Source organism: Polaromonas sp. P2_G11, assembly GCF_056403595.1.
The window spans coordinates 740,656-763,472 of the sequence record NZ_JBFUFE010000002.1; the positions used below are offsets into that span (position 1 = coordinate 740,656).

The 22,817-nt window shown below is 62.2% G+C and carries 19 protein-coding genes and 2 tRNA genes; 14 read left to right on the forward strand and 7 right to left on the reverse strand.

From position 1 onward, the window contains the following. Positions 1-2: 2 nt before the first annotated feature. The 7 genes from tolB to AC1DWQ_RS10140 all read left to right on the forward strand — a co-directional run bounded on the left by tolB (position 3) and on the right by AC1DWQ_RS10140 (position 4,907). Positions 3-1,292, forward strand: coding sequence for a Tol-Pal system beta propeller repeat protein TolB (gene tolB, locus AC1DWQ_RS10110; protein ID WP_477669496.1), 1,290 nt, complete (start codon positions 3-5; stop codon positions 1,290-1,292). A 61-nt stretch (positions 1,293-1,353) separates the two neighbouring features. Then, entirely contained in the window at positions 1,354-1,887 is a 534-nt protein-coding gene (gene pal, locus AC1DWQ_RS10115) for a peptidoglycan-associated lipoprotein Pal (RefSeq protein WP_477669497.1), read from the forward strand. A gap of 20 nt (positions 1,888-1,907) precedes the next feature. Beyond that, positions 1,908-2,663, forward strand: coding sequence for a tol-pal system protein YbgF (ybgF, locus tag AC1DWQ_RS10120; RefSeq protein ID WP_457280991.1), 756 nt, complete (start codon positions 1,908-1,910; stop codon positions 2,661-2,663). A 66-nt stretch (positions 2,664-2,729) separates the two neighbouring features. Next, entirely contained in the window at positions 2,730-3,845 is a 1,116-nt protein-coding gene (locus AC1DWQ_RS10125) for a YeeE/YedE family protein (protein ID WP_477669498.1), read from the forward strand. A 29-nt stretch (positions 3,846-3,874) separates the two neighbouring features. After that, complete coding sequence (locus AC1DWQ_RS10130; RefSeq protein ID WP_477669499.1) at positions 3,875-4,654, forward strand: tRNA threonylcarbamoyladenosine dehydratase; 780 nt, start codon at positions 3,875-3,877, stop codon at positions 4,652-4,654. A gap of 93 nt (positions 4,655-4,747) precedes the next feature. Continuing rightward, positions 4,748-4,823: transfer RNA gene (locus tag AC1DWQ_RS10135), tRNA-Lys, on the forward strand. 8 nt (positions 4,824-4,831) lie between these two features. After that, a tRNA-Lys gene (locus tag AC1DWQ_RS10140) sits at positions 4,832-4,907 on the forward strand. 81 nt (positions 4,908-4,988) lie between these two features. On the opposite strand, the gene AC1DWQ_RS10145 is transcribed toward AC1DWQ_RS10140, so the two are convergent. The 7 genes from AC1DWQ_RS10145 to dapC form a co-directional block, all read right to left on the reverse strand. After that, positions 4,989-5,492, reverse strand: coding sequence for a hypothetical protein (locus AC1DWQ_RS10145; protein WP_457280831.1), 504 nt, complete (start codon positions 5,490-5,492; stop codon positions 4,989-4,991). A 67-nt stretch (positions 5,493-5,559) separates the two neighbouring features. Then, entirely contained in the window at positions 5,560-7,572 is a 2,013-nt protein-coding gene (locus AC1DWQ_RS10150) for an ABC-F family ATP-binding cassette domain-containing protein (RefSeq protein ID WP_477669500.1), read from the reverse strand. A 109-nt stretch (positions 7,573-7,681) separates the two neighbouring features. Further along, complete coding sequence (gene prmB / locus AC1DWQ_RS10155; protein WP_477669501.1) at positions 7,682-8,596, reverse strand: 50S ribosomal protein L3 N(5)-glutamine methyltransferase; 915 nt, start codon at positions 8,594-8,596, stop codon at positions 7,682-7,684. After that, positions 8,593-9,819 carry a succinyl-diaminopimelate desuccinylase gene (dapE, locus tag AC1DWQ_RS10160; protein ID WP_477669502.1) on the reverse strand — a complete coding sequence of 409 codons (1,227 nt, stop codon included), beginning with the start codon at positions 9,817-9,819 and terminating at the stop codon, positions 8,593-8,595. The genes prmB and dapE overlap by 4 nt, the downstream gene beginning before the upstream one ends. 49 nt (positions 9,820-9,868) lie before the next feature. Continuing rightward, positions 9,869-11,014 carry a PilT/PilU family type 4a pilus ATPase gene (locus AC1DWQ_RS10165; RefSeq protein ID WP_477669503.1) on the reverse strand — a complete coding sequence of 382 codons (1,146 nt, stop codon included), beginning with the start codon at positions 11,012-11,014 and terminating at the stop codon, positions 9,869-9,871. A 157-nt stretch (positions 11,015-11,171) separates the two neighbouring features. Next, positions 11,172-12,008, reverse strand: coding sequence for a 2,3,4,5-tetrahydropyridine-2,6-dicarboxylate N-succinyltransferase (gene dapD, locus AC1DWQ_RS10170; protein ID WP_457280835.1), 837 nt, complete (start codon positions 12,006-12,008; stop codon positions 11,172-11,174). A gap of 12 nt (positions 12,009-12,020) precedes the next feature. After that, positions 12,021-13,226: a succinyldiaminopimelate transaminase gene (dapC, locus tag AC1DWQ_RS10175; RefSeq protein WP_477669504.1), complete on the reverse strand. Its 1,206-nt coding sequence runs from the start codon at positions 13,224-13,226 to the stop codon at positions 12,021-12,023. A 403-nt stretch (positions 13,227-13,629) separates the two neighbouring features. Here dapC and smc point away from each other — a divergent pair, with 403 nt between their 5' ends. The 7 genes from smc to AC1DWQ_RS10210 all read left to right on the forward strand — a co-directional run bounded on the left by smc (position 13,630) and on the right by AC1DWQ_RS10210 (position 22,815). Further along, entirely contained in the window at positions 13,630-17,166 is a 3,537-nt protein-coding gene (smc, locus tag AC1DWQ_RS10180; protein WP_477669505.1) for a chromosome segregation protein SMC, read from the forward strand. Positions 17,167-17,173: 7 nt separating this feature from the next. Beyond that, positions 17,174-18,247 carry a cell division protein ZipA C-terminal FtsZ-binding domain-containing protein gene (locus AC1DWQ_RS10185; protein WP_477669506.1) on the forward strand — a complete coding sequence of 358 codons (1,074 nt, stop codon included), beginning with the start codon at positions 17,174-17,176 and terminating at the stop codon, positions 18,245-18,247. A gap of 36 nt (positions 18,248-18,283) precedes the next feature. After that, positions 18,284-20,389 carry an NAD-dependent DNA ligase LigA gene (gene ligA / locus AC1DWQ_RS10190; RefSeq protein ID WP_477669507.1) on the forward strand — a complete coding sequence of 702 codons (2,106 nt, stop codon included), beginning with the start codon at positions 18,284-18,286 and terminating at the stop codon, positions 20,387-20,389. Positions 20,390-20,417: 28 nt separating this feature from the next. Further along, a complete protein-coding gene (locus tag AC1DWQ_RS10195) occupies positions 20,418-21,134 on the forward strand; it encodes an MgtC/SapB family protein (RefSeq protein ID WP_477669508.1) in 717 nt (238 codons plus the stop codon). A gap of 107 nt (positions 21,135-21,241) precedes the next feature. Beyond that, positions 21,242-21,439, forward strand: a complete 198-nt coding sequence (locus AC1DWQ_RS10200; RefSeq protein ID WP_477669509.1) for a hypothetical protein — start codon at positions 21,242-21,244, stop codon at positions 21,437-21,439. Positions 21,440-21,478: 39 nt separating this feature from the next. Continuing rightward, complete coding sequence (def, locus tag AC1DWQ_RS10205) at positions 21,479-22,018, forward strand: peptide deformylase (RefSeq protein WP_457280842.1); 540 nt, start codon at positions 21,479-21,481, stop codon at positions 22,016-22,018. A gap of 86 nt (positions 22,019-22,104) precedes the next feature. Beyond that, on the forward strand, positions 22,105-22,815 hold the full coding sequence (locus AC1DWQ_RS10210) for a class I SAM-dependent methyltransferase (RefSeq protein ID WP_477669510.1): 711 nt from the start codon (positions 22,105-22,107) through the stop codon (positions 22,813-22,815). Positions 22,816-22,817 lie beyond the last annotated feature (2 nt).

The following is a 22,817-nucleotide window of genomic DNA, read 5'->3' on the forward strand; positions in this document are numbered from 1 at the left end:
CCATGAGCATCACACCCCTTATTCGCCGTCGCACCATTGCTGGAATGCTGGTTGCTGCCACGCTCCCGGCAGTGCCGGCTCTGGCGCAATTTCGCGTTGAGGTTTCCGGAGTTGGCCTGACCCAACTGCCCATCGCCATCGCCACGTTTCGGGGAGAAGCGCAGGCACCGCAAAAGATCGGCGCCATCGTCCGGGCAGACCTTGAACGTAGTGGCATGTTTCGACCGATCGATACCGCAGGGATCGTCGCGGATGAGAATACCCGCCCGGATCTGGCTGCCTGGAAGCAAAAAGGCGCTGATTCGATGGTGACCGGCAGCATTTCCCCGTTGGCAGATGGTCGTTTTGATGTTCGTCTTCGCCTCTGGGATATCGTGCGCGGACAGGATTTGGGAGGCCAGAGTTACACGGTAGGGCCTGCTGACTTGCGGCTGTCTGCACACCGCATTTCCGATTTTGTCTATGAAAAACTCACTGGCGAAAAAGGCATTTTCTCGACGCGTATCGCTTACGTGACCAAGGCGGCCCAGAAATACAACCTCTGGGTGGCCGACTCCGACGGTGAGGGCGCGCAGTCGGCCCTGACCAGCCCCGAACCCATTATTTCGCCCGCCTGGTCACCTAACGGCTCCCAACTGGCTTATGTGTCGTTTGAGTCGCGCAAGCCGGTGATCTACGCACACGACGTGGCATCCGGCAAGCGACGCCTGCTGGCCAACTTTCGAGGCTCCAACAGCGCGCCCGCATGGTCGCCGGACGGCAAACAGTTGGTGGCGACGCTGAGCCGCGACGGTGGTTCGCAGCTTTATGCGATCGGCCTCAATGGGGGCGAGCCCAAACGGCTGACTCAATCTTCCAGCATAGACACCGAGCCTGCCTTCTCGCCCGATGGTCGCTACATCTATTTCGTGAGCGACCGCGGCGGCGCGCCGCAAATCTACCGCATGAGCCCCAATGGTGGCAATGCCGAGCGGGTCACCTTTACCGGGACCTACAACATCTCCCCGGCGCTCAGCCCTGACGGTCGATGGCTGGCCTATGTTTCCCGGGTGGGCGGCGCCTTCAAGCTGCACGTCATGGAACTTGCCAGCGGTACGGTCACTCCAATCACCGAAACCACGGCCGATGAAAGTCCGAGCTTTGCACCCAACAGCCGATTGATTGTGTATGCCACCCAGCAGCAGGGCAGGGAAGCCCTGATGACTACAACGCTGGACGGCAAGATCAAGGCAAGACTGTCCGGGGCAAGCGGTGACATCCGGGAACCCGATTGGGGCCCTTTCCAGCGGTGACCGGCAACACCCGGCATTATTTTTGTTTTCCATACGGCCTATTTTTTTGTAGAGGTACTTCATGAAACGCACCGTTTTTTCAATCATCTTCTCCCTTGTCCTGGCGGCCACGCTGGCAGCCTGCGGTTCCGGCGTCAAGCTGAACGACGTGCCGGTCGAGGATCGCACCGGCACGACCCAGCAAGGCGGTACACCAGGCGCGACTGGCCGTGCTGTTGCGCCGGTACAGGTTGAAGGCGCCGATGCCTCGTTGGCGGGCCCTGCCAATACCACCAAGGTCATCTACTTTGACTTCGACAGCTACGTGGTCAAGCCCGAGTTCCAGGGAGCAATCGAGGCCCATGCCAAATACCTGACGGCCAACAAGGGCCGCAAGATGGCTATTGAAGGCCATACCGACGAGCGCGGCGGCCGCGAGTACAACCTGGCTCTGGGCCAACGGCGCGCTGAGGCAGTTCGCCGCGCGCTGGGCTTGCTGGGCGTGGCTGATCCGCAAGTCGAGGCCGTGAGCTTCGGCAAGGAAAAGCCGGCAGCTACGGGCTCTGATGAGGACTCCATGGCGAAGAATCGCCGCGCTGAACTCAACTACCGTTAAACGGGGCCCGAACCGTGAACATGTTTCGGTATGCCGCGGTAGCCGCGGCCTGCGTGCTGGCGTTCAATGCAAACGCCGGCCTGTTTGAAGACGATGAGGCCCGCCGGGCGATCCTCGATTTGCGGCAAAAGGTCGATGCGTCGCAGCTGCGCATGGCCGATGACGTGCGGAAAAACACGGAAGACAACGCTCAGTTGCGCCGCAGCGTACTCGACCTGTCCAATCAGATTGAGGCACTGCGCAGCGAAGTCGCCAACCTGCGTGGGCAGAACGAAAACCTGACGCGCAGCGTGGCCGAGATGCAGCGCACCCAGAAAGACCTGACGACAGGCGTGGACGAGCGTCTGCGCAAGTTCGAGCCCGGCAAAGTCAATGTGGACGGCAAGGAATTTGTGGCCGAGCCCGCTGAAAAACAGGAGTTCGAAACCGCACTGGCCACGCTTCGCAAGGGCGACTTCGCAGCAGCGCAGACGAGCTTCCTGGGCTTCCTGAAGCGTTATCCGCAAACCGGCTACCGGACATCGTCCCTGTTCTGGCTGGGCAATGCGCAGTACGCCCTGCGCAACTACCGCGACGCGGTGACTAATTTCCGCTCGCTCGTGACGGCTGAACCCGATCATATGCGCGCGCCGGAGGCCATGCTTTCGCTGGCCAACTGCCAGGTGGAACTCAAGGACACCAAGTCGGCCCGCAAGACGCTGGAGGACCTGGTCAAGACCTATCCCCAGGCCGAGGCGGCTTCCGTCGCCAAGGAACGGCTGGCCAAGCTGAAGTAAGCCGCACCTCGGGCAGGCTATCCGGCTGGCCCGGGGGCAAAGATCATTCGCCCCTAAAATCGGGCGATGGACATCTCCGCACTCAATAGTCTCACGGCCCACGTTCTCTGGGCCGGTTTTATTCTCGCCATGGTTTTTGGCGCGATTGCCCAGCGAACGCACTTCTGCACCATGGGCGCCGTCAGCGACATCGTGAACATGGGTGACTGGACCCGTATGCGCATGTGGGGAATGGCGATTGGTGTAGCCATGATCGGGTTTTTCACCATGGCCGCGGCCGGTGTGATTGATCCATCCAAGACCTTGTATGCCTCCAACCGTTTTATCTGGCTTTCCGCATCGGTGGGCGGCGCGATGTTCGGTTTTGGCATGGTCCTGGCTTCAGGCTGCGGCAGCAAAACGCTGGTGCGTATTGGAGGGGGCAGCCTCAAGTCCGTCGTGGTATTTGCCGTGATGGGCATCGCAGCTTTTGCGACACTCAAAGGCATCACGGCTGTGGTCCGTGTGGCTACGGTCGACAAGATTGCCGTCGATTTCACGGCCAATGCGACCTTGCCCAACTGGGTGGCCGGCGCCATCGGTATCACACCCGCCGCCGCCGGTATCGGCCTGGCCATCCTCATCGGGTTGGGCCTTATCGTCTGGGCGCTGTTCGGCCAGGACTTCCGTCGCTTTGATAACCTGCTTGCAGGTCTGGGCATTGGCGGCGTCATTGCGGCCATGTGGTGGGTCAGCGGGCGCCTGGGCTATGTGGCCGAACATCCGGAGACGTTGCAGGAAGCCTTTCTCGCCACCAACTCGGGCCGCGCCGAGGCGCTGAGTTTTGTCTCGCCCGTGGCTTACACCGTAGACTGGCTCATGTTTTTCAGCGACAAGAGCAAGGTGCTCACGCTGGGCATCGTGTCGGTGTTCGGTGTGGTGGTTGGTTCGGCCGTCTACGCCGTGCTGTCGCGCAGTTTCCGCTGGGAAGGTTTTCGTGACGCGGAAGACACTGCCAATCACCTGGTGGGAGCCACATTGATGGGCGTAGGCGGCGTCTGCGCCATGGGTTGTACCGTGGGACAGGGCTTGTCGGGCATCTCGACCCTGAGCGCGACCAGCTTTGTGGCGCTGGCTGCCATTCTCGCGGGCTGCGTGGCGGGATTGAAGTACCAGATCTGGCGGCTGGAACGTTCTGCCTGAGCACGTCCCGGCAACGATCCGCATTTCCAATGACATCCCTCATCGAAGAACTTCCCGCCGACTTGGAGCGCCGGTTCGGCGGCCTGGCGCGCCTTTACGGCGCGGCGGGGGCGCAGCGCATACGCCGGGCGCACGTTGTGGTGGTGGGCCTGGGCGGCGTGGGTTCCTGGGCGGCCGAGGCCGCGGCCCGCAGCGGCGTGGCCCGCCTGACCCTGATCGACCTCGATCACATCGCCGAATCGAACATCAACCGCCAGGTCCATGCGCTGGACAGCACGCTGGGGCAGGCCAAGGTGCAGGCCATGCGCGAACGCATCGCGCAGATTCACCCGGGCTGCCGCGTGGACGGCATCGAGGAATTTGTCGACGCCGCCAACTGGCCGGGCATCCTGGGCCTCGAAGAGGGCTTTGACCGCAAGCAGCTGGCCGTCATCGACGCCTGCGACCAGGTGAAAGCCAAAACCGCCATGGCAGCTTGGGCGATTGCCAACAAGGTGAATCTGGTCAGTGTAGGCGCCGCGGGCGGCAAGCGGCTGGCGCACCGCGTGGACATCGACGACCTGTCGCTGGTCACGCACGACCCCTTGCTGGCGCAGTTGCGTTACCGGCTGCGCAAGGAGCACGGCGGCGCACGCAAAGGCAAGATAGGTGTAGCCTGTGTCTTCAGCCGCGAGGCTGTGCTGCAGCCCGATGCCGCAGACCAAAGCGACGGCAGTCTGAACTGCCACGGCTATGGATCGGTCGTCAGCGTGACCTCGACCTTCGGCCTATGCGCGGCCGGCTGGGCACTCGACAAAATTGCGGCCTGAGTTTTTGCGAAGGCTTAAAAAATCACGCTATAATTCAAGGCTTTGCTGCCCTCGAAGCAGCAAATACCGGGATGTATCGCAAGATACGTTCTTGGGACCATAGCTCAGTTGGTAGAGCAGCGGACTTTTAATCCGTTTGTCGTGGGTTCGACCCCCGCTGGTCCCACCAGAATTTCCGGGTTCTTAGCTCAGTTGGTAGAGCAGCGGACTCTTAATCCGTAGGTCGACAGTTCGAATCTGTCAGAACCCACCAAGTACATCAAGGACTTAGCCGCAAGGCTAGGTCCTTTTTTGTTGTTCTGCTGACAAACTCCCGAAGGCGGGCTTTGCGGGCTCAAGCCGAGTAGCCCAGCAAGGGCAGCTCCATCTCCGCCTGCTTCGCCACCCGGATACAGTCTTTCATGTGCTCTTCGCCCAGGTAGCGTATCGCCGCATAGCCGACTGCGGCCGATACGATCTGGCCGGCCAGTGGCACATACTTGGCAACCTGTTTGGTGGTCAGGCGAACGCCGATCTTGGTGGCAGCCTTGATGACAAGGTCACGGCTGATAAATTTTCCGATGAGCACCGAACCTACCAGCGTGACGGCTTTTTGCACCTGGTCGCGCTTTCTGGGCTCCAGCCTGTCAAGCTGTTGGGGCGTGAGACCGAACTCCCTGTTGATTTCCGGGATGAGCCGGGACAGCATCGCCGCGTCCACCGCCCAGTCCAGCCCAGGCACCGGCACGGCACTGGCTGCGGCCGCCACCATGGCGCGCTTGTTCAGCAGTTTGCGGCTGCGTTTGACGGCGGCTTCAAGTGCCGCGTCGTCCGCGGCCATGTGCAAGGCTGAAGGCATCAATCGGGCCCTTTCACAAAATGGGTGACCCCGGCGGCGTGGTGCCGTCAAGGATCCTTTCGCCACTTTACACTGCAGCCGTCTCGATCTGTTCGGTCAGCTCAAGCCACCGTTCTTCCAGCATGTCTATTTCGCCCTCGATGGCCTTGAGGCGCTTGCCGGTCTGGGCGATCTCCGCCGGCGCGGTGGTGGTGGTCAACAGCGCTTGAAGGCTGTCGCGCTCGCTGGTGAGTGCCTTCATGCGAAGGTCGATTTTCTCGATTTCCTTGCGCAGCGGCTTGGTGGCTTCGGCCTGCTGCTGGCGGCGCTGTGCATCGAGCTTGCGTTGCTCGGGCGTCTCGCGCGGCACGGCTTTCTTTTCTTCAGCTGCCGCAGCGGGGGTAACTGACTTGGCAGCGGCAACCGGGGTCGCGCTGCCGGTCTTTTTGGCTTCCTCGCGCTGGCGTTTGGCATGGTCCAGCAGGTACTTCTGGTAGTCGTCCAGGTCGCCGTCAAAGGGGGCGACGCCGCCTTGGGACACCATCCAGAACTCGTCGCAGACGGCGCGCAGCAACGCGCGGTCGTGGCTCACCAGCATGACGGTGCCTTCAAACTCATTGAGTGCCATCGACAAGGCTTCGCGCGTGGCCAGGTCCAGGTGGTTGGTCGGCTCATCAAGCAGCAGCAGGTTGGGGCGCTGCCAGACGATCATGCACAACACCAGGCGTGCTTTTTCACCGCCACTCATGCTGCCCACGGCCTGTTTGACCATGTCTCCGCCAAAATTGAAATTACCCAGAAAGCTGCGCAAATCCTGCTCACGTGTAGGCTGGTTGCCCATCTTGCCGGCGGCGGTGACTTCCTTTACAAGGCGGATCATGTGCTCAAGCGGGTTGTCGGCCGGGCGCAGCACGTCCAGCTCCTGCTGGGCGAAGTAGCCGATGTTCAGGCCCTTGCCCTCAATCATCTCGCCGCTGATGGGCGCGAGTGCGCGCGCCACAGTTTTCACCAGTGTGGACTTGCCCTGCCCGTTGGCGCCCAGGATGCCGATGCGCTGTCCGGCCAGCACCGACTTGCTGACGTTCTGCACGATGACTGTGGGCGGCGTACCTTCCGGGGCGTCTTCAAGCGGTGGGTAGCCGAAGTAGGCGTTCTGCATCGACAGCATGGGATTGGGCAGGTTGGCCGGCTCCTTGAACTCGAAAGTGAAGTCGGCTTCAGCCAGCAGCGGGGCGATCTTCTCCATCCGGTCCAGTGCCTTGACGCGGCTTTGCGCCTGTTTGGCCTTGCTGGCTTTGGCTTTGAAGCGGGCGATGAACTTCTGCAGGTGGGCAATCTTGTCCTGCTGTTTGGAAAACGCAGTCTGTTGCAGCGCCATCTGCTCGGAACGCAAATCTTCGAACTTGCTGTAATTGCCGCCGTAGCGAGTGAGTTTTGCGCTTTCGATATGTACCGTCACGTCGGTCACGGCGTCGAGAAATTCGCGGTCATGGCTGATGACCAGCATGGTGCCCTGGTAGCGCTTGAGCCAGGCTTCCAGCCAGACCAGTGCGTCCAGATCCAGGTGATTGGTGGGTTCGTCCAGCAGCAACAGGTCAGACGGGCACATCAGCGCGCGCGCCAGTTGCAGGCGCATGCGCCAGCCGCCGGAAAAGCTGTTGACGGGGTTGTCCAGTTCGCTGACCTTGAAGCCCAGCCCCAGGATCAATGCCTGCGCGCGGGCCTGCGAGTCATGCGCGCCGGAGTCGTACAGCTCCATATACGCGTGCGCCATGCGGTCGCCGTCACCGCTGGCCTCGGCGGCCGCCACTTCGGCCTGCGCGGCCATCAGTACTACGTCGCCTTCGATGACGTATTCGGTGGCGCTTTGCTCGGTTTCGGGCATGTCCTGCGCTACTTGGGCCATGCGCCATTGCGTAGGAATCGAAAACTCACCGCCGTCCTCATGCAGCGTGCCGTTGAGCATGGCAAACAACGAGGATTTGCCCGCGCCGTTACGCCCCACCAAGCCAACGTTTTCGCCGGGGTTGAGGGTGACGGACGCACCGTCCAGAATCACTTTGGCGCCGCGGCGCAGCACGACGTTTTTAAGGGTAATCATTTAATAAAAAGCTTCAGGAAAAGTATTCGGAGCGGTGGGGCGTCGCACACGCTTGCCATGCAAGCGCTGCGCCAGTCATCCAGGCCGGGGCTGAGCACCGGCCTGGCCTTCAGGCCAGTTGTTCGCGCGTCAGCAGCAAGACCTGGTCGGCGCCCGAGCTGGTTTCGAACCACAGCGGTTCAAGCGTCGGGAAAGCGCGCTCAAAATTCTCGCGCTCATTGCCGATTTCCAGCACCAGCACGGCATTTTCGCTCATATGGCGTGCGGCGCTTTGAAAAAGGTCTCGAATGAAGTCCATACCGTCGGTGCCGCCGTGCCGGTTACCGTCCAGTGCCAGGCCGGGTTCAGCCCGGAATTCGGCCGGAAGGGCCGCCATGCTGGCAGCGTTCACATAGGGCGGGTTGCACAAAACCAGGTCATACAGGCCCGCGCAGGCAGCCATGCCGTCAGATTCGATCAGCGTGATGCGGCCGTCGAGACGATGACGGTCCACATTGATACGGGCCACCTCCAGAGCGTCCAGGCTGATGTCGGCGGCGTCCACCACCACGTCAGGGTAGGTCATGGCCGCCAGCACCGCGAGGCTGCCGTTACCGGTGCAGAGGTCAAGCACGCGGTGGGTGTGCTCGCCCAGCCAGGGGTCTATGCTGGCGTCGGCCAGCAGCTCGGCAATGAGGGAGCGTGGAATGATCACACGCTCATCCACATAAAAGGGCACGCCCATCAGCCAGGCTTCGTTCGTCAGGTAAGCCGCCGGCTTGCGGGTGCTGATGCGTGCTTCCAAAAGCATAGCTGCTTGCGCCCGTTCCTCTTGGGTTACAGGCCGATTCTCTACAGAATCCAGGTCGTCCAGCGGCAACCCAAGCTTCCACAGCACCAGCCACGCGGCCTCGTCGAAGGCGTTGGTCGTGCCTTGCCCGAATCCGTCTGAAAAGTGCAGGCCTGCCGCTTCCAGCCTGGCGGCCATTTCCTCGACCAGCGCCAGCACCGTCAGCGATGAAGCAGGAGTTGCCGGGCTCGTCATGCTGCCGCCAGTCGTTCCAGAACACCTTTGTAGATGTTTTTGAGCGGATCGAGTGAGCTCACCAGAACATGCTCGTTGATCTTGTGGATCGAAGCGTTGAGGGGGCCGAATTCAATGACCTGCGGGCAGATTTTGGCGATAAAGCGGCCGTCACTCGTGCCGCCCGTGGTCGAAAGCTCGGTTCTCAGGCCGGTTTCAGCCTGGATCGCTCCACGCACCGCATCCACCAGCGTGCCCGGAGTGGTCAGAAAGGGGAGGCCGCCCAGGGTCCATTTGAGGTCGTACTCCAGCTGGTGCTGGCTGAGCACGGCTTGCAGGCGCTGTTGCAGGCTTTCGGGGGTGGATTCGGTGCAGAAGCGGAAATTGAAGTCCACCACCAGCTCGCCCGGAATGACGTTGGACGCGCCGGTGCCACCGTGGATGTTGGAGACCTGCCAGCTCGTGGCCGGGAAGAAAGCATTGCCTTTGTCCCATTCGGTGGCCACCAGTTCGGCCAGAGCCGGTGCAAACAGGTGGATCGGATTTTTGGCCAGGTGCGGGTAGGCAATATGGCCCTGCACGCCCTTCACGGTGAGCTTGCCGCTCATGGTGCCGCGGCGGCCGTTCTTGATCATGTCGCCCAGGCGCTCGACCGAGGTGGGTTCACCCACGATGCAATAGTCCAGCGTTTCTCCGCGCGCTTTCAACTGCTCGCAGACCATGACCGTGCCGTCCACGGCCGGGCCTTCCTCGTCGCTGGTGATCAGGAAGGCGATCGACAAGGCCGGATCCGGGTGGGCGGCCAGGAATTCCTCGACTGCGACCACCATCGCCGCGATCGATGTTTTCATGTCGGCGGTACCGCGCCCGTACATCTTTCCGTCGCGATGGCTCGGGGTGAACGGGTGGCTGTGCCACTGGTCGAGCGGGCCGGTGGGCACCACGTCGGTGTGGCCGGCGAACACCAGGGTTTTGGCCGGCGCGGCGCTATCGCTTTTTGCTATTAATTCAGTAGCTGCTTGCGCCCGTCCTGATTGGGCTGCAGCCCTTAAATCATGAGATTTCCCTTCACGCCGAGCCCACAGGTTGGTGACGCGGAAGTCGGCAGGGCCGCTGACGATGGTTTCGCATCGAAAGCCCAGCGGCGCCAGCCGTGCGATCAGCAGGGCCTGGCAATCTGCGTCGTCAGGCGTGACGGAGGGGCGGGAAATCAGCTGTTCAGCCAGATGCAGGGTTCGGGACATGTCGTTTAGGGCCTGTTAACACCGGCCCGAAACGAGCGCGGCCGTGTTTTTAGTGCTTCACGTCCAGCGTGATTTCCGTAAAGGACGGTTCGTCATCCGGGTCCTCTTCTGGCTCCAGTGTCTTGGCCTTGACGGCAAAGTCATTCTCCAGCCGCCACATCAGATTGGTCGGCGAGTCGGCGTAGAGAACACCTTCCTTGCGTGTGACGGTGCCGGCCACGATCAGCTTGGCGATGTCCTGCTCGAAGGTCTGTGAGCCTTCGGCCATGGATTTTTCCATCGCTTCCTTGACGCCTGAAAAATCGCCTTTTTCGATCAACTCGGAGATCAGCTTGGTATTGAGCATGACTTCCACCGCCGGCGTTCGGCCGCCGTCCTGTGTGCGCAGCAGCCGCTGCGACACGATGGCCTTGAGCGCGGCACCCAGATCGCCCAGCATGGTGCTGCGCACTTCCACCGGGTAAAAGCTCAGGATCCGGTTCAGCGCCTGGTAGCTGTTGTTGGCGTGCATGGTCGCCAGGCACAAATGGCCCGATTGCGCATAGGCAATGGCCGCCGACATGGTTTCGCGGTCGCGGATTTCACCGATCAGGATGACGTCAGGCGCCTGCCGCAACGCATTTTTCAGCGCCACCTGCAGCGATTGTGTATCGCTGCCGACCTCGCGCTGGTTCACAACAGACTTCTTGTTGGTGAACAAAAATTCGACCGGGTCCTCGATGGTGAGGATGTGGCCCAGCGTTGTCTCGTTGCGCAGATCGATCATGGAGGCCAGTGTGGTGCTTTTGCCGGCGCCGGTGGAGCCCACCATCAGCAGCAGGCCGCGCTTTTCCATGATCAGGTCGGCCAGGATGGGCGGCACGTTCAGGCTGTCCAGCGGCGGGATATCGCTGGGGATATAGCGAATCACGGCGGCGTAGGTGCTGCGCTGCTTGAATCCGCTGATACGGAAGTTGCCCAGGCCGGCAATTGGCAGCGCCATGTTGAGCTCACCCATTTCCTCCATCTCTTCGATGCGCTCGGGCGGCAGCACTTCAGCCAGCAGGTTGCGCGGCGCCTCCGGCGGCAGGATCTGCGCATTGATCGGGATGGCCTGGCCATTGATCTTGATCAGGGCGGGCGAATGGGCCGACAGGTAGACGTCAGACGCCTTCTTGTCCACCATCAAACGCAGGATTCTTTCCATCGTGCTCATAGTCCACCCTCTTGATTGAAATGAAATACAACGTTGGCCACCCGGCTTACGGTTCCTCGCCAGCAGGGGCCGCGGAACCGGCTTTGCCGGGCCGCAGGCGCAGCGGCCCCCTCGGGGGGCAGCGCACTACGCGAAGCGAGAAGCGTGGGGGCCATGTCTAGTCGCGGAGTAAATCGTTCAGGCTGGTGGTGGAACGGGTTTTTGCGTCCACGCGCTTGACGATCACCGCGCAGTACATGCTGTACTTGCCGCCGGCCTTTGGCAGGTTACCCGACACCACGACGGAGCCTGCAGGAATGCGGCCGTAGGTGACGGTGTCGGCTTCGCGGTCGTAAATCGGCGTGCTCTGGCCGATGTAGACACCCATAGAGATCACCGAATTTTCTTCGACGATCACGCCTTCGACCACTTCAGAGCGTGCGCCGATAAAGCAGTTGTCTTCAATGATGGTGGGGTTGGCCTGCAGCGGCTCCAGCACGCCGCCCAGGCCGACGCCGCCTGAAAGGTGCACGTTGTTGCCGACCTGCGCGCAGCTGCCCACGGTGGCCCAGGTGTCGACCATGGTCCCTTCGCCAACCCAGGCGCCGATGTTGACGTAGCTGGGCATCAGGATCGCGCCCTTGGCGATGAAGCTGCCGCGGCGGGCCACGGCGGGGGGCACCACGCGCACACCGGTTTCGCGCATTTCGGCTTCGCTCAGGTGCGCAAATTTGGTTTTGACCTTGTCGAAAAAGCCGAGGTCACCGGCGCGCATCAGTTCGTTGTCTTTCAGGCGAAAGCTCAGCAGCACCGCCTTCTTGATCCACTGGTGCGTCGTCCACACACCCACGCTTTCACGGGTGGCCACGCGCAGCGAGCCATTGTTCAGCTGGGAAATCGTTTGCTCCACTGCCTCCAGGATGTCCTTGGGCGCCGACTTGGGCGACAGGTTGGCGCGGTCTTCCCAGGCGGCGTCAATGGTTTGCTGGAGCGCTTGCAGGTTGGCTTGAGTCATGAGAATGGTTTTTCAGTGAACTTTGGATTGGATGAACTGGACGATGCGCTCTGCGGCCTCCACGCATTCGGCGGTTTCTGCCACCAGCGCCATGCGAATTCTGCCGGCGCCGGGGTTGTGCCCCTGCGCATCGCGTGCCAGGTAACTGCCCGGCAACACCACGACATTGTAAAGAGCGAGCAGCTCGCGCGAAAACGCGGTGTCCGAGCCCTTGAATGCTTGGGGGATTCCGGCCCACAGGTAAAAGCCTGCGTCGGGCAGGGCGACGTCCATCACCGCCGACAGCATGGGCGTGACTTTGGAAAATTTTTCGCGGTACATGGCGCGGTTGTCCACCACATGTTGCTCGTCATTCCAGGCGGCAATGCTGGCCGCCTGCACGATGGGGCTCATGGCGCTGCCGTGGTAGGTGCGGTAGAGCAAAAACGGCTTGATCAGCGCCGCATCTCCAGCCACAAAGCCGCTGCGCAGGCCGGGCACATTGCTGCGCTTGGAAAGGCTGGTGAGGGAAATCAGATTCTTGAAGTCATGCCGGCCCAGCTCTGCGGCTGCTTGCAGGCCGCCCAGAGGCGCCTCATCACGGAAGTAAATTTCGCTGTAGCACTCGTCCGAAGCAATCACAAAGCCGTAGCGGTCGCTCAGTTCAAACAGCAGCTTCCATTCGGCCAGCGACATCACCGAGCCTGTGGGGTTGCCGGGCGAGCAGACAAACACCAGCTGGGTTTTGGCCCAGACGTCCGCCGGCACTGCCGCCCAGTCGATGCCGAAGTTGCGCGCCGGGTCGCTGGGGGCGAACCAGGTCTGTGCGCCCGCCAGCAGGGCTGCGCCTTCATAAATTTGATAGAACGGATTCGGGCAGACCACGGTGGCGCCCGGTTTGCTGGCGTCCAGCACGGTTTGCGCCAGTGAAAACAGCGCCTCGCGCGAGCCGTTGACCGGCAGGATTTGCGTGGCCGGGTCCAGTTTCAGGTTGTAGCGGCGGGCCAGCCAGTCGGTCATGGCCTGGCGCAGCTTCGGCTCCCCCAGCGTGCCGGGGTAACTGGCCAGGCCGTCCAGGCTGGCTGTCAGCGCATCCTTGATGAGCTGGGGCGTGGCATGGCGGGGTTCGCCTATGCCAAGGCTGATGGGTTTGTAAGCCGGGTTGGGGGTGACATCGGCGTGCAACTGGCGCAGCCGTTCAAACGGGTAGGGCTGGAGGCGTGAAAGCAGGGGATTCATGCCTTGATTATCCAGCCTCGCCTTGCTCACCCGCCGCCGGTCTGGGTTGCGGTTTGTCATGCCCTGGTCTGATCGCTATTAAATTAATAGCTGCTCGCGCTTGTCCTTGTTGGGCTTCAGGCTGATTTCATCCAAATTTCCCTGGTAGCCAGCCATTTTCAGGCAGCGCAGGGCCGGGCGTCACCCTGACAGACCGCCGCCGTGCGAAGCAAAGTGTTTCACGCCGGGCCCGTCAAGGGCCTTTTTCCCGGCAAAATCTGCGTCCCGCTCGGGTAACATGGCGGACCGTGCGCTACTGAAAGTGGTACACGGCGTGTGTCAGCGTTTTTCCGTAAAACGCCATAAAAATCAACGAGTTAGGGTTGTAATTCCCTACCTCAGGCTCAAAAAAACAGGGACAGCCGTGCGTCTCAATTCGATCAAGCTATCTGGTTTCAAATCATTCGCAGAGCCCACCAATTTCGTACTGCCGGGCCAACTGGTCGGTGTGGTGGGCCCCAACGGTTGCGGCAAGTCCAACATCATGGACGCGGTGCGCTGGGTGCTGGGCGAAAGCAAGGCCTCCGAGCTGCGCGGCGAGTCCATGCAGGACGTCATCTTCAACGGCACCACCACACGCAAGCCCGCCAGCCGCTCCAGCGTGGAACTGGTCTTTGACAACGCCGACCACCGCGCCGGCGGCCAGTGGGGCCAGTTTGTCGAGATCGCCGTCAAGCGCGTGCTGACGCGCGACGGCACCTCCAGCTACTACATCAACAACCAGCCGGTGCGCCGCCGCGACGTGCAGGATGTATTCCTGGGCACCGGCCTGGGTCCGCGCGCCTACGCCATCATCGGCCAGGGCACCATCAGCCGCATCATCGAGTCCAAACCCGAAGAGCTGCGCCTCTTCCTCGAAGAGGCCGCCGGTGTTTCCAAATACAAGGAGCGCCGCCGCGAGACCGCCAACCGCCTGTCCGACACGCGCGAAAACCTGACACGTGTCGAAGACATCCTGCGTGAGCTGAACGCCAATCTTGACCGGCTTGAAAAGCAGGCCGAGGTGGCCATGCGTTACAACACGCTGCATGCCGACGCGAGCCTGAAGCAGCACCAACTGTGGTTCCTCAAACGCGCCGAAAGCGAAGCCGACCAGTCCAAGGTCAAGGCTGACGCCGAAAAAGCCGTGAACGACCTGGAAAGCCGCGTGGCCGACCTGCGCCACATCGAGGCCGACCTCGAAACCATTCGCCAGGCGCACTACTCGGCCGGCGACCAGGTCAACCAGGCCCAGGGCAAGCTCTATGAGGCCAGCGCCGAAGTCGGGCGCCTGGAGGCCGAGATCCGCTTTGTGGTCGACGGCCGTCAGCGTGTCGAGCAGCGCCTGGCCCAGCTCAAGGAACAAACCGCCCAGTGGGCCACACGCAAGGAAGACGCCGCCGTCGAGACGGAAAACCTCGCCGCGCAGGCCATTGAAGCCGAAGAAAAAGCCGAGCTCCTGGCTGCGCAGACCGAAGAGCACCAGACCCAACTGCCCGCCCTGGAAGACGCCCTGCGCCAAGCCCAGGCCAAAGCCAACGAGCAGCGTACCAGCGTCGGCCAGGTGCAGCAGCAAATCCAGGTGCTGGCCGCCGACCAGCGCAACATCGAAGAGCAGTCGCGCAGCCTGGGATTGCGGCTGGAAAAGCTCACGGCAGACCGCAACGCACTCAACGCGCCCGACGAAGCCCGTCTGGCCAACCTGACCACGCAGTTCACCGCCGCACAGGAAGCCCAGGCTGAAGCCGAAGCCCGCCTGCACGAGTTGACCGACAGCGTGCCGCAGCTCGACGAAGAGCGCCGCACGCTGCAGCACACCGTCAACAGCGAATCCGCCAAGCGGGCCGACCTGTCGGCGCGCATGGAAGCGCTCAAGGCCCTGCAGGAAAAGGTCAAAACCGACGGCAAGCTCAAGCCCTGGCTGGCCAAGCACGGCCTCGATGGCCTGCAAGGCCTGTGGAGCCGCATCCACATCGAACAAGGTTGGGAAAACGCGCTTGAAGCCGCGCTGCGCGAGCGCCTGGGCGCACTCGAAGTCAGTCGGCTCGACATGGTGCGCGGCTTTGCCGGTACCGACGGGCGCGATACGCCGCCCGCCAAGCTCTCGTTTTACTCACCGCCCAGCGCCGCCGCACCCGCCCGCACCAATGCGGCCATCACACTCAAACCGCTGACCGAATTGCTGCGCCTGAACGACGCTGGCCAGTCTGCGTTACTGGGTGACTGGTTGCAGGGTTGCTACACGGCGCAAAGCCTGGACGACGCCCTGGCCGCACGCGACAAGCTGCAGGCCGGCGAAGTGATTTATGTGCAAAGCGGCCATGCCGTGACGCACCACAGCGTGAGTTTTTACGCCCAGGATTCCGAACAGGCCGGCCTGCTTGCCCGCGCCCAGGAAATCGAAAACCTCGACAAGCAGCTCAAGGCCCAGGCCCTGATCAGCGAAGAGGCCCGTTCCGCGCTGATTCGCGCCGAAGCCGCTTACGCCGACGCCGCCCAGCGCCTTGCCACGGCACGCCGCGAAACCGCCGAAGGCCAGAGCCGCACCCATGAGCTGCAGGTCGAAGTGCTGCGCCTGACGCAACTGGCCGAGCAGACCCGGGCCCGCAGCGAGCAGATTCAGGCCGACATGGCCGAAATCGAAGCGCAGCTTGGCGAATTGCAGGAGCGCAAGGTCACGGCTGAAGGCCGTTTTGAAGAGCTTGATATGCAACTGGCCGACAGCCAGGAACGCCACGCGCAGCTGGATGACCGCGTGATCGAAACCGAGCGCAAGCTGGGCGAATCACGTGAGCAGCAGCGCACGCTGGAACGCCAGGCGCAGGAAGCCACGTTTGCGTTGCGCAGCTTGGCCTCCCGCCGCGAAGAGCTAACCCGTTCCATCGACATTGCCGCCCAGCAAGCCAGCTCCATTGCAAGTGAAGAAGCGCAAGCCCGTGAAGAGCTCACGCGCCTGACAGACGCCGCAGCGCAGGCCGGCCTGCAAAGCGCGCTGAGCGTGAAGCTCGAGCGTGAGGCCGATCTGGGCGCCAAGCGCAGCCAGTACGACGACCTGACCAACAAGCTGCGCGCCAGCGACGAGCGGCGCCTGCAACTGGAGCGCGAGCTGGATCCGCTGCGCCAGCGCATCACCGAGTTCCAGCTGAAAGAGCAGGCAGCGCGCCTGGGCTTTGAGCAATACGCGCAGTTGCTGGCCGACGCGCAGGCCGACCTGGCTGCGGTGGAGCAATCCATCCAGTCCGGCAACGTGCGACTGACCGGCCTGCAAGGCGAAATCGACCGTATCAACCGCGAAATCCAGTCGCTGGGCGCCGTCAACCTGGCCGCGCTCGACGAGCTGAGCACCGCGCGCGAACGCAAGCAGTTCCTAGACGCGCAGTCCGCCGACCTGAATGAAGCCATGACCACGCTGGAAGATGCGATCAAGAAGATCGACATCGAAACGCGCGACCTGCTCTCAAGCACCTTCGACACGGTCAACGGCCATTTCGGCCGGATGTTCCCCGAACTCTTCGGCGGCGGCAATGCCAAGCTCATGATGACGGGCGAGGAAATCCTCGACGCCGGCGTGCAGGTGATCGCCCAGCCGCCTGGCAAGAAGAACCAGACCATTCACCTGCTTTCAGGTGGCGAAAAGGCGCTCACGGCCATCGCCCTGGTGTTTGCGATCTTCCAGCTTAACCCCGCACCTTTCTGTTTGCTGGATGAGGTTGACGCGCCGCTGGACGACGCCAACACCGAGCGCTATGCCAAGCTGGTGCGTTCCATGAGCAAGGAAACGCAGTTCCTCTTCATCAGCCACAACAAGATCGCCATGGAAATGGCCGAGCAGTTGATTGGCGTGACCATGCAGGAGCAGGGCGTGTCGCGCATCGTAGCGGTGGACATGGAAGCCGCCATCGGTTTCGCAGAAGCAGCCTGACCCCAAAATGAGCACTTTGCAGATCAGTCTGGCGGTGGTGGGCGGGCTGGTGCTGGCCGGCGTGGTGGCACACAGCGCCTGGTCGTCGCGCAGGAACCTGCCCAAGCAGGCCACACCGGAAGCCCCCGCTCCCGAGCAAGAGCTTGCACCCGCACAAAGTGGCGAAGGTGCCGCAGCTGAACGGCAGGAACCCAGCTTTGACGTGGATTCTGGCCTGGCATCGCTGGCCTCGCTCGCCACGATGAATGCATCCGAAAGAAAACCAGGCCTTGACGTGCTGATTGATGCCGTTGCGCCCGTGGTGATCGAGGGCATGGTGTCGGGCGAAGCCGCGCTTGCCGCCATGCCCAGCACGCGCCGGGCCGGCAGCAAGCCTTTCGGCGTGGAAGGCCTGAGCGCCATTACCGGCGAATGGGAATTTCCCACAGCAGGGCATCGTTACAGCGCCTTTCAGTGCGGCGTGCAGCTGGCCAACCGTACCGGTGCGCTCAACCAGATTGAATACTCTGAATTCGTGATGAAGGCGCAGGCGTTTGCCGATGCGGTGGGCGGCGAGCCGGAGTTTCCGGAAATGCTGGACGAGGTGGCGCGAGCCCGCGAACTCGACCAGTTTGCCAGCGGCCATGACGCACAGCTGAGCTTTACCCTGCGCGCCGTCAACACGGCCTGGAGTCCGGGTTATGTCCACCAAAGTGCGGCCCGGCTGGGTTTCGTTCCAGGTTCCATTCCCGGGCGCATGGTGTTGCCGGCAAGCCAGCAGGGGCAGGCTCCCATCCTGGGGCTGGCTTTTGATACTCAGGCTGCAATGGCCGAAGACCCGGAGCAGACCGCGCTGCGTGAACTGACGCTGTCGCTCGACGTTCCACAGGTTTCCCGCTCTGAGCAGCCTTTTGCACGCATGTGCGAAGCCGCGCTCTCCCTGGCCGCCAATATGGACGGCGTGATCATCGACGACAACGGCAACCTGATCCGACCTGAGGCGATGGAGGTCATCCATGCAGACCTGGAGCAGCTGTATGACACGCTCGACAGCCGCGATTTGTCGGCGGGCTCGGTGTTGGGGCGCCGGCTTTTTTCCTGAATTTCCCGGGCTTTTCGCCCGTTTCCGACTTTCTTCATGGCCATCAAAGACCTGTTTGCGCAGCCCGAACCCTCGCCGCAGCCGGCCTCCGCCGCGGAGCGCGTCGCTGCGTTGCGCGCAGAGCTGCATCTGCACGCGCACCGCTACTACGTGCTCGATGAGCCCACGATTCCCGATGCCGAGTACGACAAGCTGTTCAAAGAGTTGCAGGCGCTTGAGGCGGCTCATCCGGAACTGCTGACACCCGATTCACCGACCCAGCGCGTGGGCGGCAAGCCGCTGGACCAATTCGCCAGTGTGCGCCACAAGGTGCCCATGCTCAGCATTCGCACTGAAACCGACACGGAAGCCACAGGCGCCCAGAATTTCGATACCCGCGTGCGCAAGGAGTTGGGTCTGGCGGAATCCGATCCGCCTGTCGAATATGTCGCGGAACTCAAGTTCGATGGCCTGGCGATGAGCCTGCGTTATAAAAACGGTATCCTGGTGCAGGCCGCCACGCGCGGTGACGGTGAAGTCGGCGAGGACGTAACGCAGAACATCCGGACCATCAACCAGATTCCGCTTCGATTGCCTGCCGACGCTCCGCCGGTCATGGAAGTGCGTGGCGAGGTTTATATGCGCCGCGCTGACTTCGAAGCGCTCAACGAGAAGCAGCGCGAGAAGATCGCGCAAGGCGCCAAGGGCGAAAAAACCTTCGTCAATCCGCGCAACGCCGCGGCTGGCGGCGTGCGCCAGCTGGATCCAGCGTTGGCCGCGCGGCGGCGCTTGAGTTTTTTTGCTTACGGTTTGGGGGATATCTCTCCGCCGGAAGAGGGCGGTCCGGCGTTCGAAACCCATTTTCAGCTCCTGCTAACACTCAAATCATGGGGTTTTCCGGTCGCAGCCCAGACGCAACTTGCGCAAGGCGCTCCTGAATTAATAGCATTCCACCAGACCATGGGCAAGCAGCGCGACAGCCTGCCTTACGACATTGACGGTGTGGTCTACAAGGTCAACAGCCTGGCGCTGCAGAAAAAAATGGGCTTTGTCACGCGCGAGCCGCGCTGGGCCGTGGCCCACAAATACCCGGCGCAGGAGCAGCTCACCACCGTGCTGGCCATTGAAGTGCAGGTGGGACGCACCGGCAAGCTGACGCCGGTTGCCAAGCTGGCACCGGTGTTTGTGGGCGGTGTCACCGTGACCAACGCCACGCTGCACAACGAAGACGAAGCACGCCGCAAGGACGTGCGGGTGGGAGACACCGTGATCGTGCGCCGCGCGGGTGACGTGATCCCCGAGGTCGTCAGCGTGCTGCTCGACAAACGGGTCCAGGATGCGCCGCAATTCACGATGCCACGCAAATGCCCCGTCTGCGGCTCCGACGCCGTGCGAGAAGAAGATGAAGCCGATTACCGGTGCACTGGCGGACTTTTCTGCGGTGCCCAGCGCAAGGAAGCCATCCTGCATTACGCACACCGGCGCGCCGTCGAAGTCGAAGGCCTGGGTGACAAGCTGGTCGAGCAACTGGTGGATGCGAATGTGATCCGCACCTTGCCCGATCTCTACAAACTGGGCCTGACGGCGCTCGCCAGCCTGGACCGCATGGCGGAGAAGTCTGCCAACAACTTGCTGGAAGCGCTTGAAAAGTCCAAGCAGACAACTTTGCCTCGCTTCCTGTTCGGCCTGGGCATACGCCACGTCGGCGAGGCGACGGCCAAGGAGCTGGCGCGCCATTTCGGCAAGCTGGACGCCATCATGGATGCCACCGAAGAGCAACTGCTGGAAGTCAGCGATGTGGGGCCGATCGTGGCGCAGAGTATTCGCACCTTCTTTGAGCAGGCGCACAACCGCGAAGTGGTCGAGCAACTGCGCGCCTGTGGCGTGACCTGGGAGGAGGGTGAACCAGCTGCCAGGGCGCCGCAGCCGTTGTCGGGCAAGACTTTTGTCATCACCGGCACATTGCCCACCTTGAGCCGCGACGGGGCCAAAGACAAGGTGGAGGCTGCCGGCGGCAAGGTGGCTGGCTCGGTCAGCAAGAAGACCGACTATGTAGTGGCCGGCGAGGAGGCTGGCAGCAAGCTGGTCAAGGCCCAAACACTGGGTGTTCCGGTCATCGACGAAGCGGCCTTGCTGGCCTTGCTGGCTGGCCCACCCGGATAGTTTCAGGCTCACGGGAGGCAACACACCCATGCAGGCATTCGAAAACCTCAACTCTGCGGACCTCCTGGACTCGCTCCTGAGCCTGTCATCCGCGTTCGTCTTTGGCGCCTTGATCGGTTTTGAGCGCCAGTACCGGCAGCGCACCGCAGGACTTCGCACCAACGTACTGGTGGCTGTAGGCTCTGCGATTTTTGTCGACATGGCGAATCGGCTTACCGGCTCGTCGGGTGCGGTGCATGTGGTGGCTTATGTGGTCTCGGGCATTGGCTTTCTGGGTGCCGGCGTGATCATGCGCGAGGAAGGCAATGTGCGCGGGCTCAACACGGCCGCTACCTTGTGGTGCTCGGGTGCTGTGGACGCCTGCGCGGGGGCTGATCTGGTAGTGCAGGCAGGCATTGCCACGCTGTTCGTGCTGGCGGCCAATACCTTGCTGCGGCCCATCGTCAACCAGATCAACCGCTTGCCACTGGACGTGCAGTCGGCCGAGGTAACCAACTCGGTCTATGTGGTCACGAACGGGGGGCATCAAAAAGAGGTGCTGGGTGCCCTGGAGAAATCGCTGGAGGAGCTGCACTATCCGACCAACGACCTCAAAGTGTCCGCTTTCGGCGAGGAAGGCGTGAAGATCCAGGCGACGCTGGTCGCCATTGCGGTGGATGGCCCCGCGATGGACCGCCTTGTCAGTCAGCTCGGTGATTTGCCTGCGGTCAGCCAGGCCTACTGGAGCGCCAGCACCACGGAATAGTGCGTCAAGGAAGCGCCTTACATGGCGTTACCGGGGTTTGCACGCCGGACGTCACGCCAGGCGACTACGCCGGACGTTGAAAAGACCTGTACACACAGGAGTTTTTCATGAATTACAAACGTTTATCTGTCCTGGCAGGGGCTGCCGGCCTGGCTGTTTTGCTGTCTGGCTGCGTGGTGGCGCCGATTGCCCCGCGTCCGGTGGCTGTTTACCCGGCCCGCCCTGTCTACGTAGAGCCAGCCCCCGTGGTGGTGGTTCCCGCGCCCGGCTATTACCGGGGTTGGGGCTACCGGCATTGGCGCTAAAACTTCCCCGATGAGGCCCTGCGACACGATAATTGGCGCATGACCATTCGCGAAATCCTCAAAATGGGCGACCCGCGGCTGCTGCGCGTGGCTCAGCCCGTGACCGCCTTCGACACCGACGAGCTGCACCTGCTCATTGCTGACATGTTCGATACCATGCGCGCTGTCAACGGTGCCGGCCTGGCAGCCCCACAGATTGGGGTCGACCTGCAGCTGGTAATTTTCGGGACTGACACGGTCAACCCACGCTATCCCGATGCACCGGTAGTGCCCCGCACCGTCTTGCTGAACCCTTTGATTACGCCCCTGGGGCCTGAAGAAGAGGGCGGCTGGGAAGGCTGCCTTTCCGTACCCGGTCTGCGCGGCCTGGTCCCGCGCCTTTCGCGAATTCGTTACAGCGGCTTTGACCAGTACGGTGATGCGATTGAGCGTTCGGTGGACGGTTTTCACGCGCGGGTGGTGCAGCATGAGTGCGATCACCTGATTGGCAAGCTTTATCCCATGCGCATCCGCGACTTCAGCCAGTTTGGCTTTACCGAGGTGCTTTTCCCCGGACTGGACGCGTCGGACGACGACTGACCGAGGACGCCTCGAGGGGTACACTGAAGCTGATCGAGGGCTATTTCGCCCCGCCAGAGCGTGTTGTACGCAAGGAAAGCTTCCGGATGTCGCACGCTCCCGTTTCGGGAGCAGTTCCCATCACCGGAGCTGCTTCGCCACCTCCTTACCAGCTGAAATTTGAAACCGTGAGCGGTAGTGGCGACGACCTGCAGCTGCGCTCGTTGCTGGACCGCCAGCAATTCCATGATCCCTTGGGCGAAGCGGAACGCGAAGGCATTTCCTCGTCGGCTTGGCCGATATTCGGTTTGCTCTGGCCCTCGGGCCGCGTGCTGGCCCATGCCATGCTGACCTTCGAGCTGGAAGGCAAGCGCATTCTGGAGCTGGGCTGCGGCCTGGCGCTAGCCAGCCTTGTTGTGCATCGCCGCGGCGGAAACATCACCGCCAGTGACTGCCATCCGCTGGCAGCGGCGTTCCTGCTGGAAAACCTCAAACTCAACCACTTGCCTGCAATGAAATATCAGACGGGCAACTGGTCGCGCGCGAACCCGCTGCTGGAACGCTTTGACCTGATCATCGGCAGCGATGTGCTGTATGACCGTGGCCAGCCGGAGGTGTTGTCGCAGTTCATCGAGCTGCATGCGCTGCCGCACACCGAAGTGCTGATCGTCGATCCGGACCGCGGTAACCGGGCCAGCTTCAATCGCAAAATGGATGCACTGGGCTATTCGCGCACCGAGACGCGCGTGACCAAATTGCCGGCCGGCGGCAGTTACAAGGGGCGTCTGTTGCAATACCTGCGGAAACCAGTCGCCTGAAG

Bases quoted from the DNA above. Each gene is read 5' to 3' on its own strand.
- tolB (WP_477669496.1), top strand. From the start codon at position 3: ATGAGCATCACACCCCTTATTCGCCGTCGCACCATTGCTGGAATGCTG.
- pal (WP_477669497.1), top strand. From the start codon at position 1,354: ATGAAACGCACCGTTTTTTCAATCATCTTCTCCCTTGTCCTGGCGGCC.
- ybgF (WP_457280991.1), top strand. From the start codon at position 1,908: ATGTTTCGGTATGCCGCGGTAGCCGCGGCCTGCGTGCTGGCGTTCAAT.
- AC1DWQ_RS10125 (WP_477669498.1), top strand. From the start codon at position 2,730: ATGGACATCTCCGCACTCAATAGTCTCACGGCCCACGTTCTCTGGGCC.
- AC1DWQ_RS10130 (WP_477669499.1), top strand. From the start codon at position 3,875: ATGACATCCCTCATCGAAGAACTTCCCGCCGACTTGGAGCGCCGGTTC.
- AC1DWQ_RS10145 (WP_457280831.1), bottom strand. From the start codon at position 5,492: ATGCCTTCAGCCTTGCACATGGCCGCGGACGACGCGGCACTTGAAGCC.
- AC1DWQ_RS10150 (WP_477669500.1), bottom strand. From the start codon at position 7,572: ATGATTACCCTTAAAAACGTCGTGCTGCGCCGCGGCGCCAAAGTGATT.
- prmB (WP_477669501.1), bottom strand. From the start codon at position 8,596: ATGACGAGCCCGGCAACTCCTGCTTCATCGCTGACGGTGCTGGCGCTG.
- dapE (WP_477669502.1), bottom strand. From the start codon at position 9,819: ATGTCCCGAACCCTGCATCTGGCTGAACAGCTGATTTCCCGCCCCTCC.
- AC1DWQ_RS10165 (WP_477669503.1), bottom strand. From the start codon at position 11,014: ATGAGCACGATGGAAAGAATCCTGCGTTTGATGGTGGACAAGAAGGCG.
- dapD (WP_457280835.1), bottom strand. From the start codon at position 12,008: ATGACTCAAGCCAACCTGCAAGCGCTCCAGCAAACCATTGACGCCGCC.
- dapC (WP_477669504.1), bottom strand. From the start codon at position 13,226: ATGAATCCCCTGCTTTCACGCCTCCAGCCCTACCCGTTTGAACGGCTG.
- AC1DWQ_RS10185 (WP_477669506.1), top strand. From the start codon at position 17,174: ATGAGCACTTTGCAGATCAGTCTGGCGGTGGTGGGCGGGCTGGTGCTG.
- ligA (WP_477669507.1), top strand. From the start codon at position 18,284: ATGGCCATCAAAGACCTGTTTGCGCAGCCCGAACCCTCGCCGCAGCCG.
- AC1DWQ_RS10195 (WP_477669508.1), top strand. From the start codon at position 20,418: ATGCAGGCATTCGAAAACCTCAACTCTGCGGACCTCCTGGACTCGCTC.
- AC1DWQ_RS10200 (WP_477669509.1), top strand. From the start codon at position 21,242: ATGAATTACAAACGTTTATCTGTCCTGGCAGGGGCTGCCGGCCTGGCT.
- def (WP_457280842.1), top strand. From the start codon at position 21,479: ATGACCATTCGCGAAATCCTCAAAATGGGCGACCCGCGGCTGCTGCGC.
- AC1DWQ_RS10210 (WP_477669510.1), top strand. From the start codon at position 22,105: ATGTCGCACGCTCCCGTTTCGGGAGCAGTTCCCATCACCGGAGCTGCT.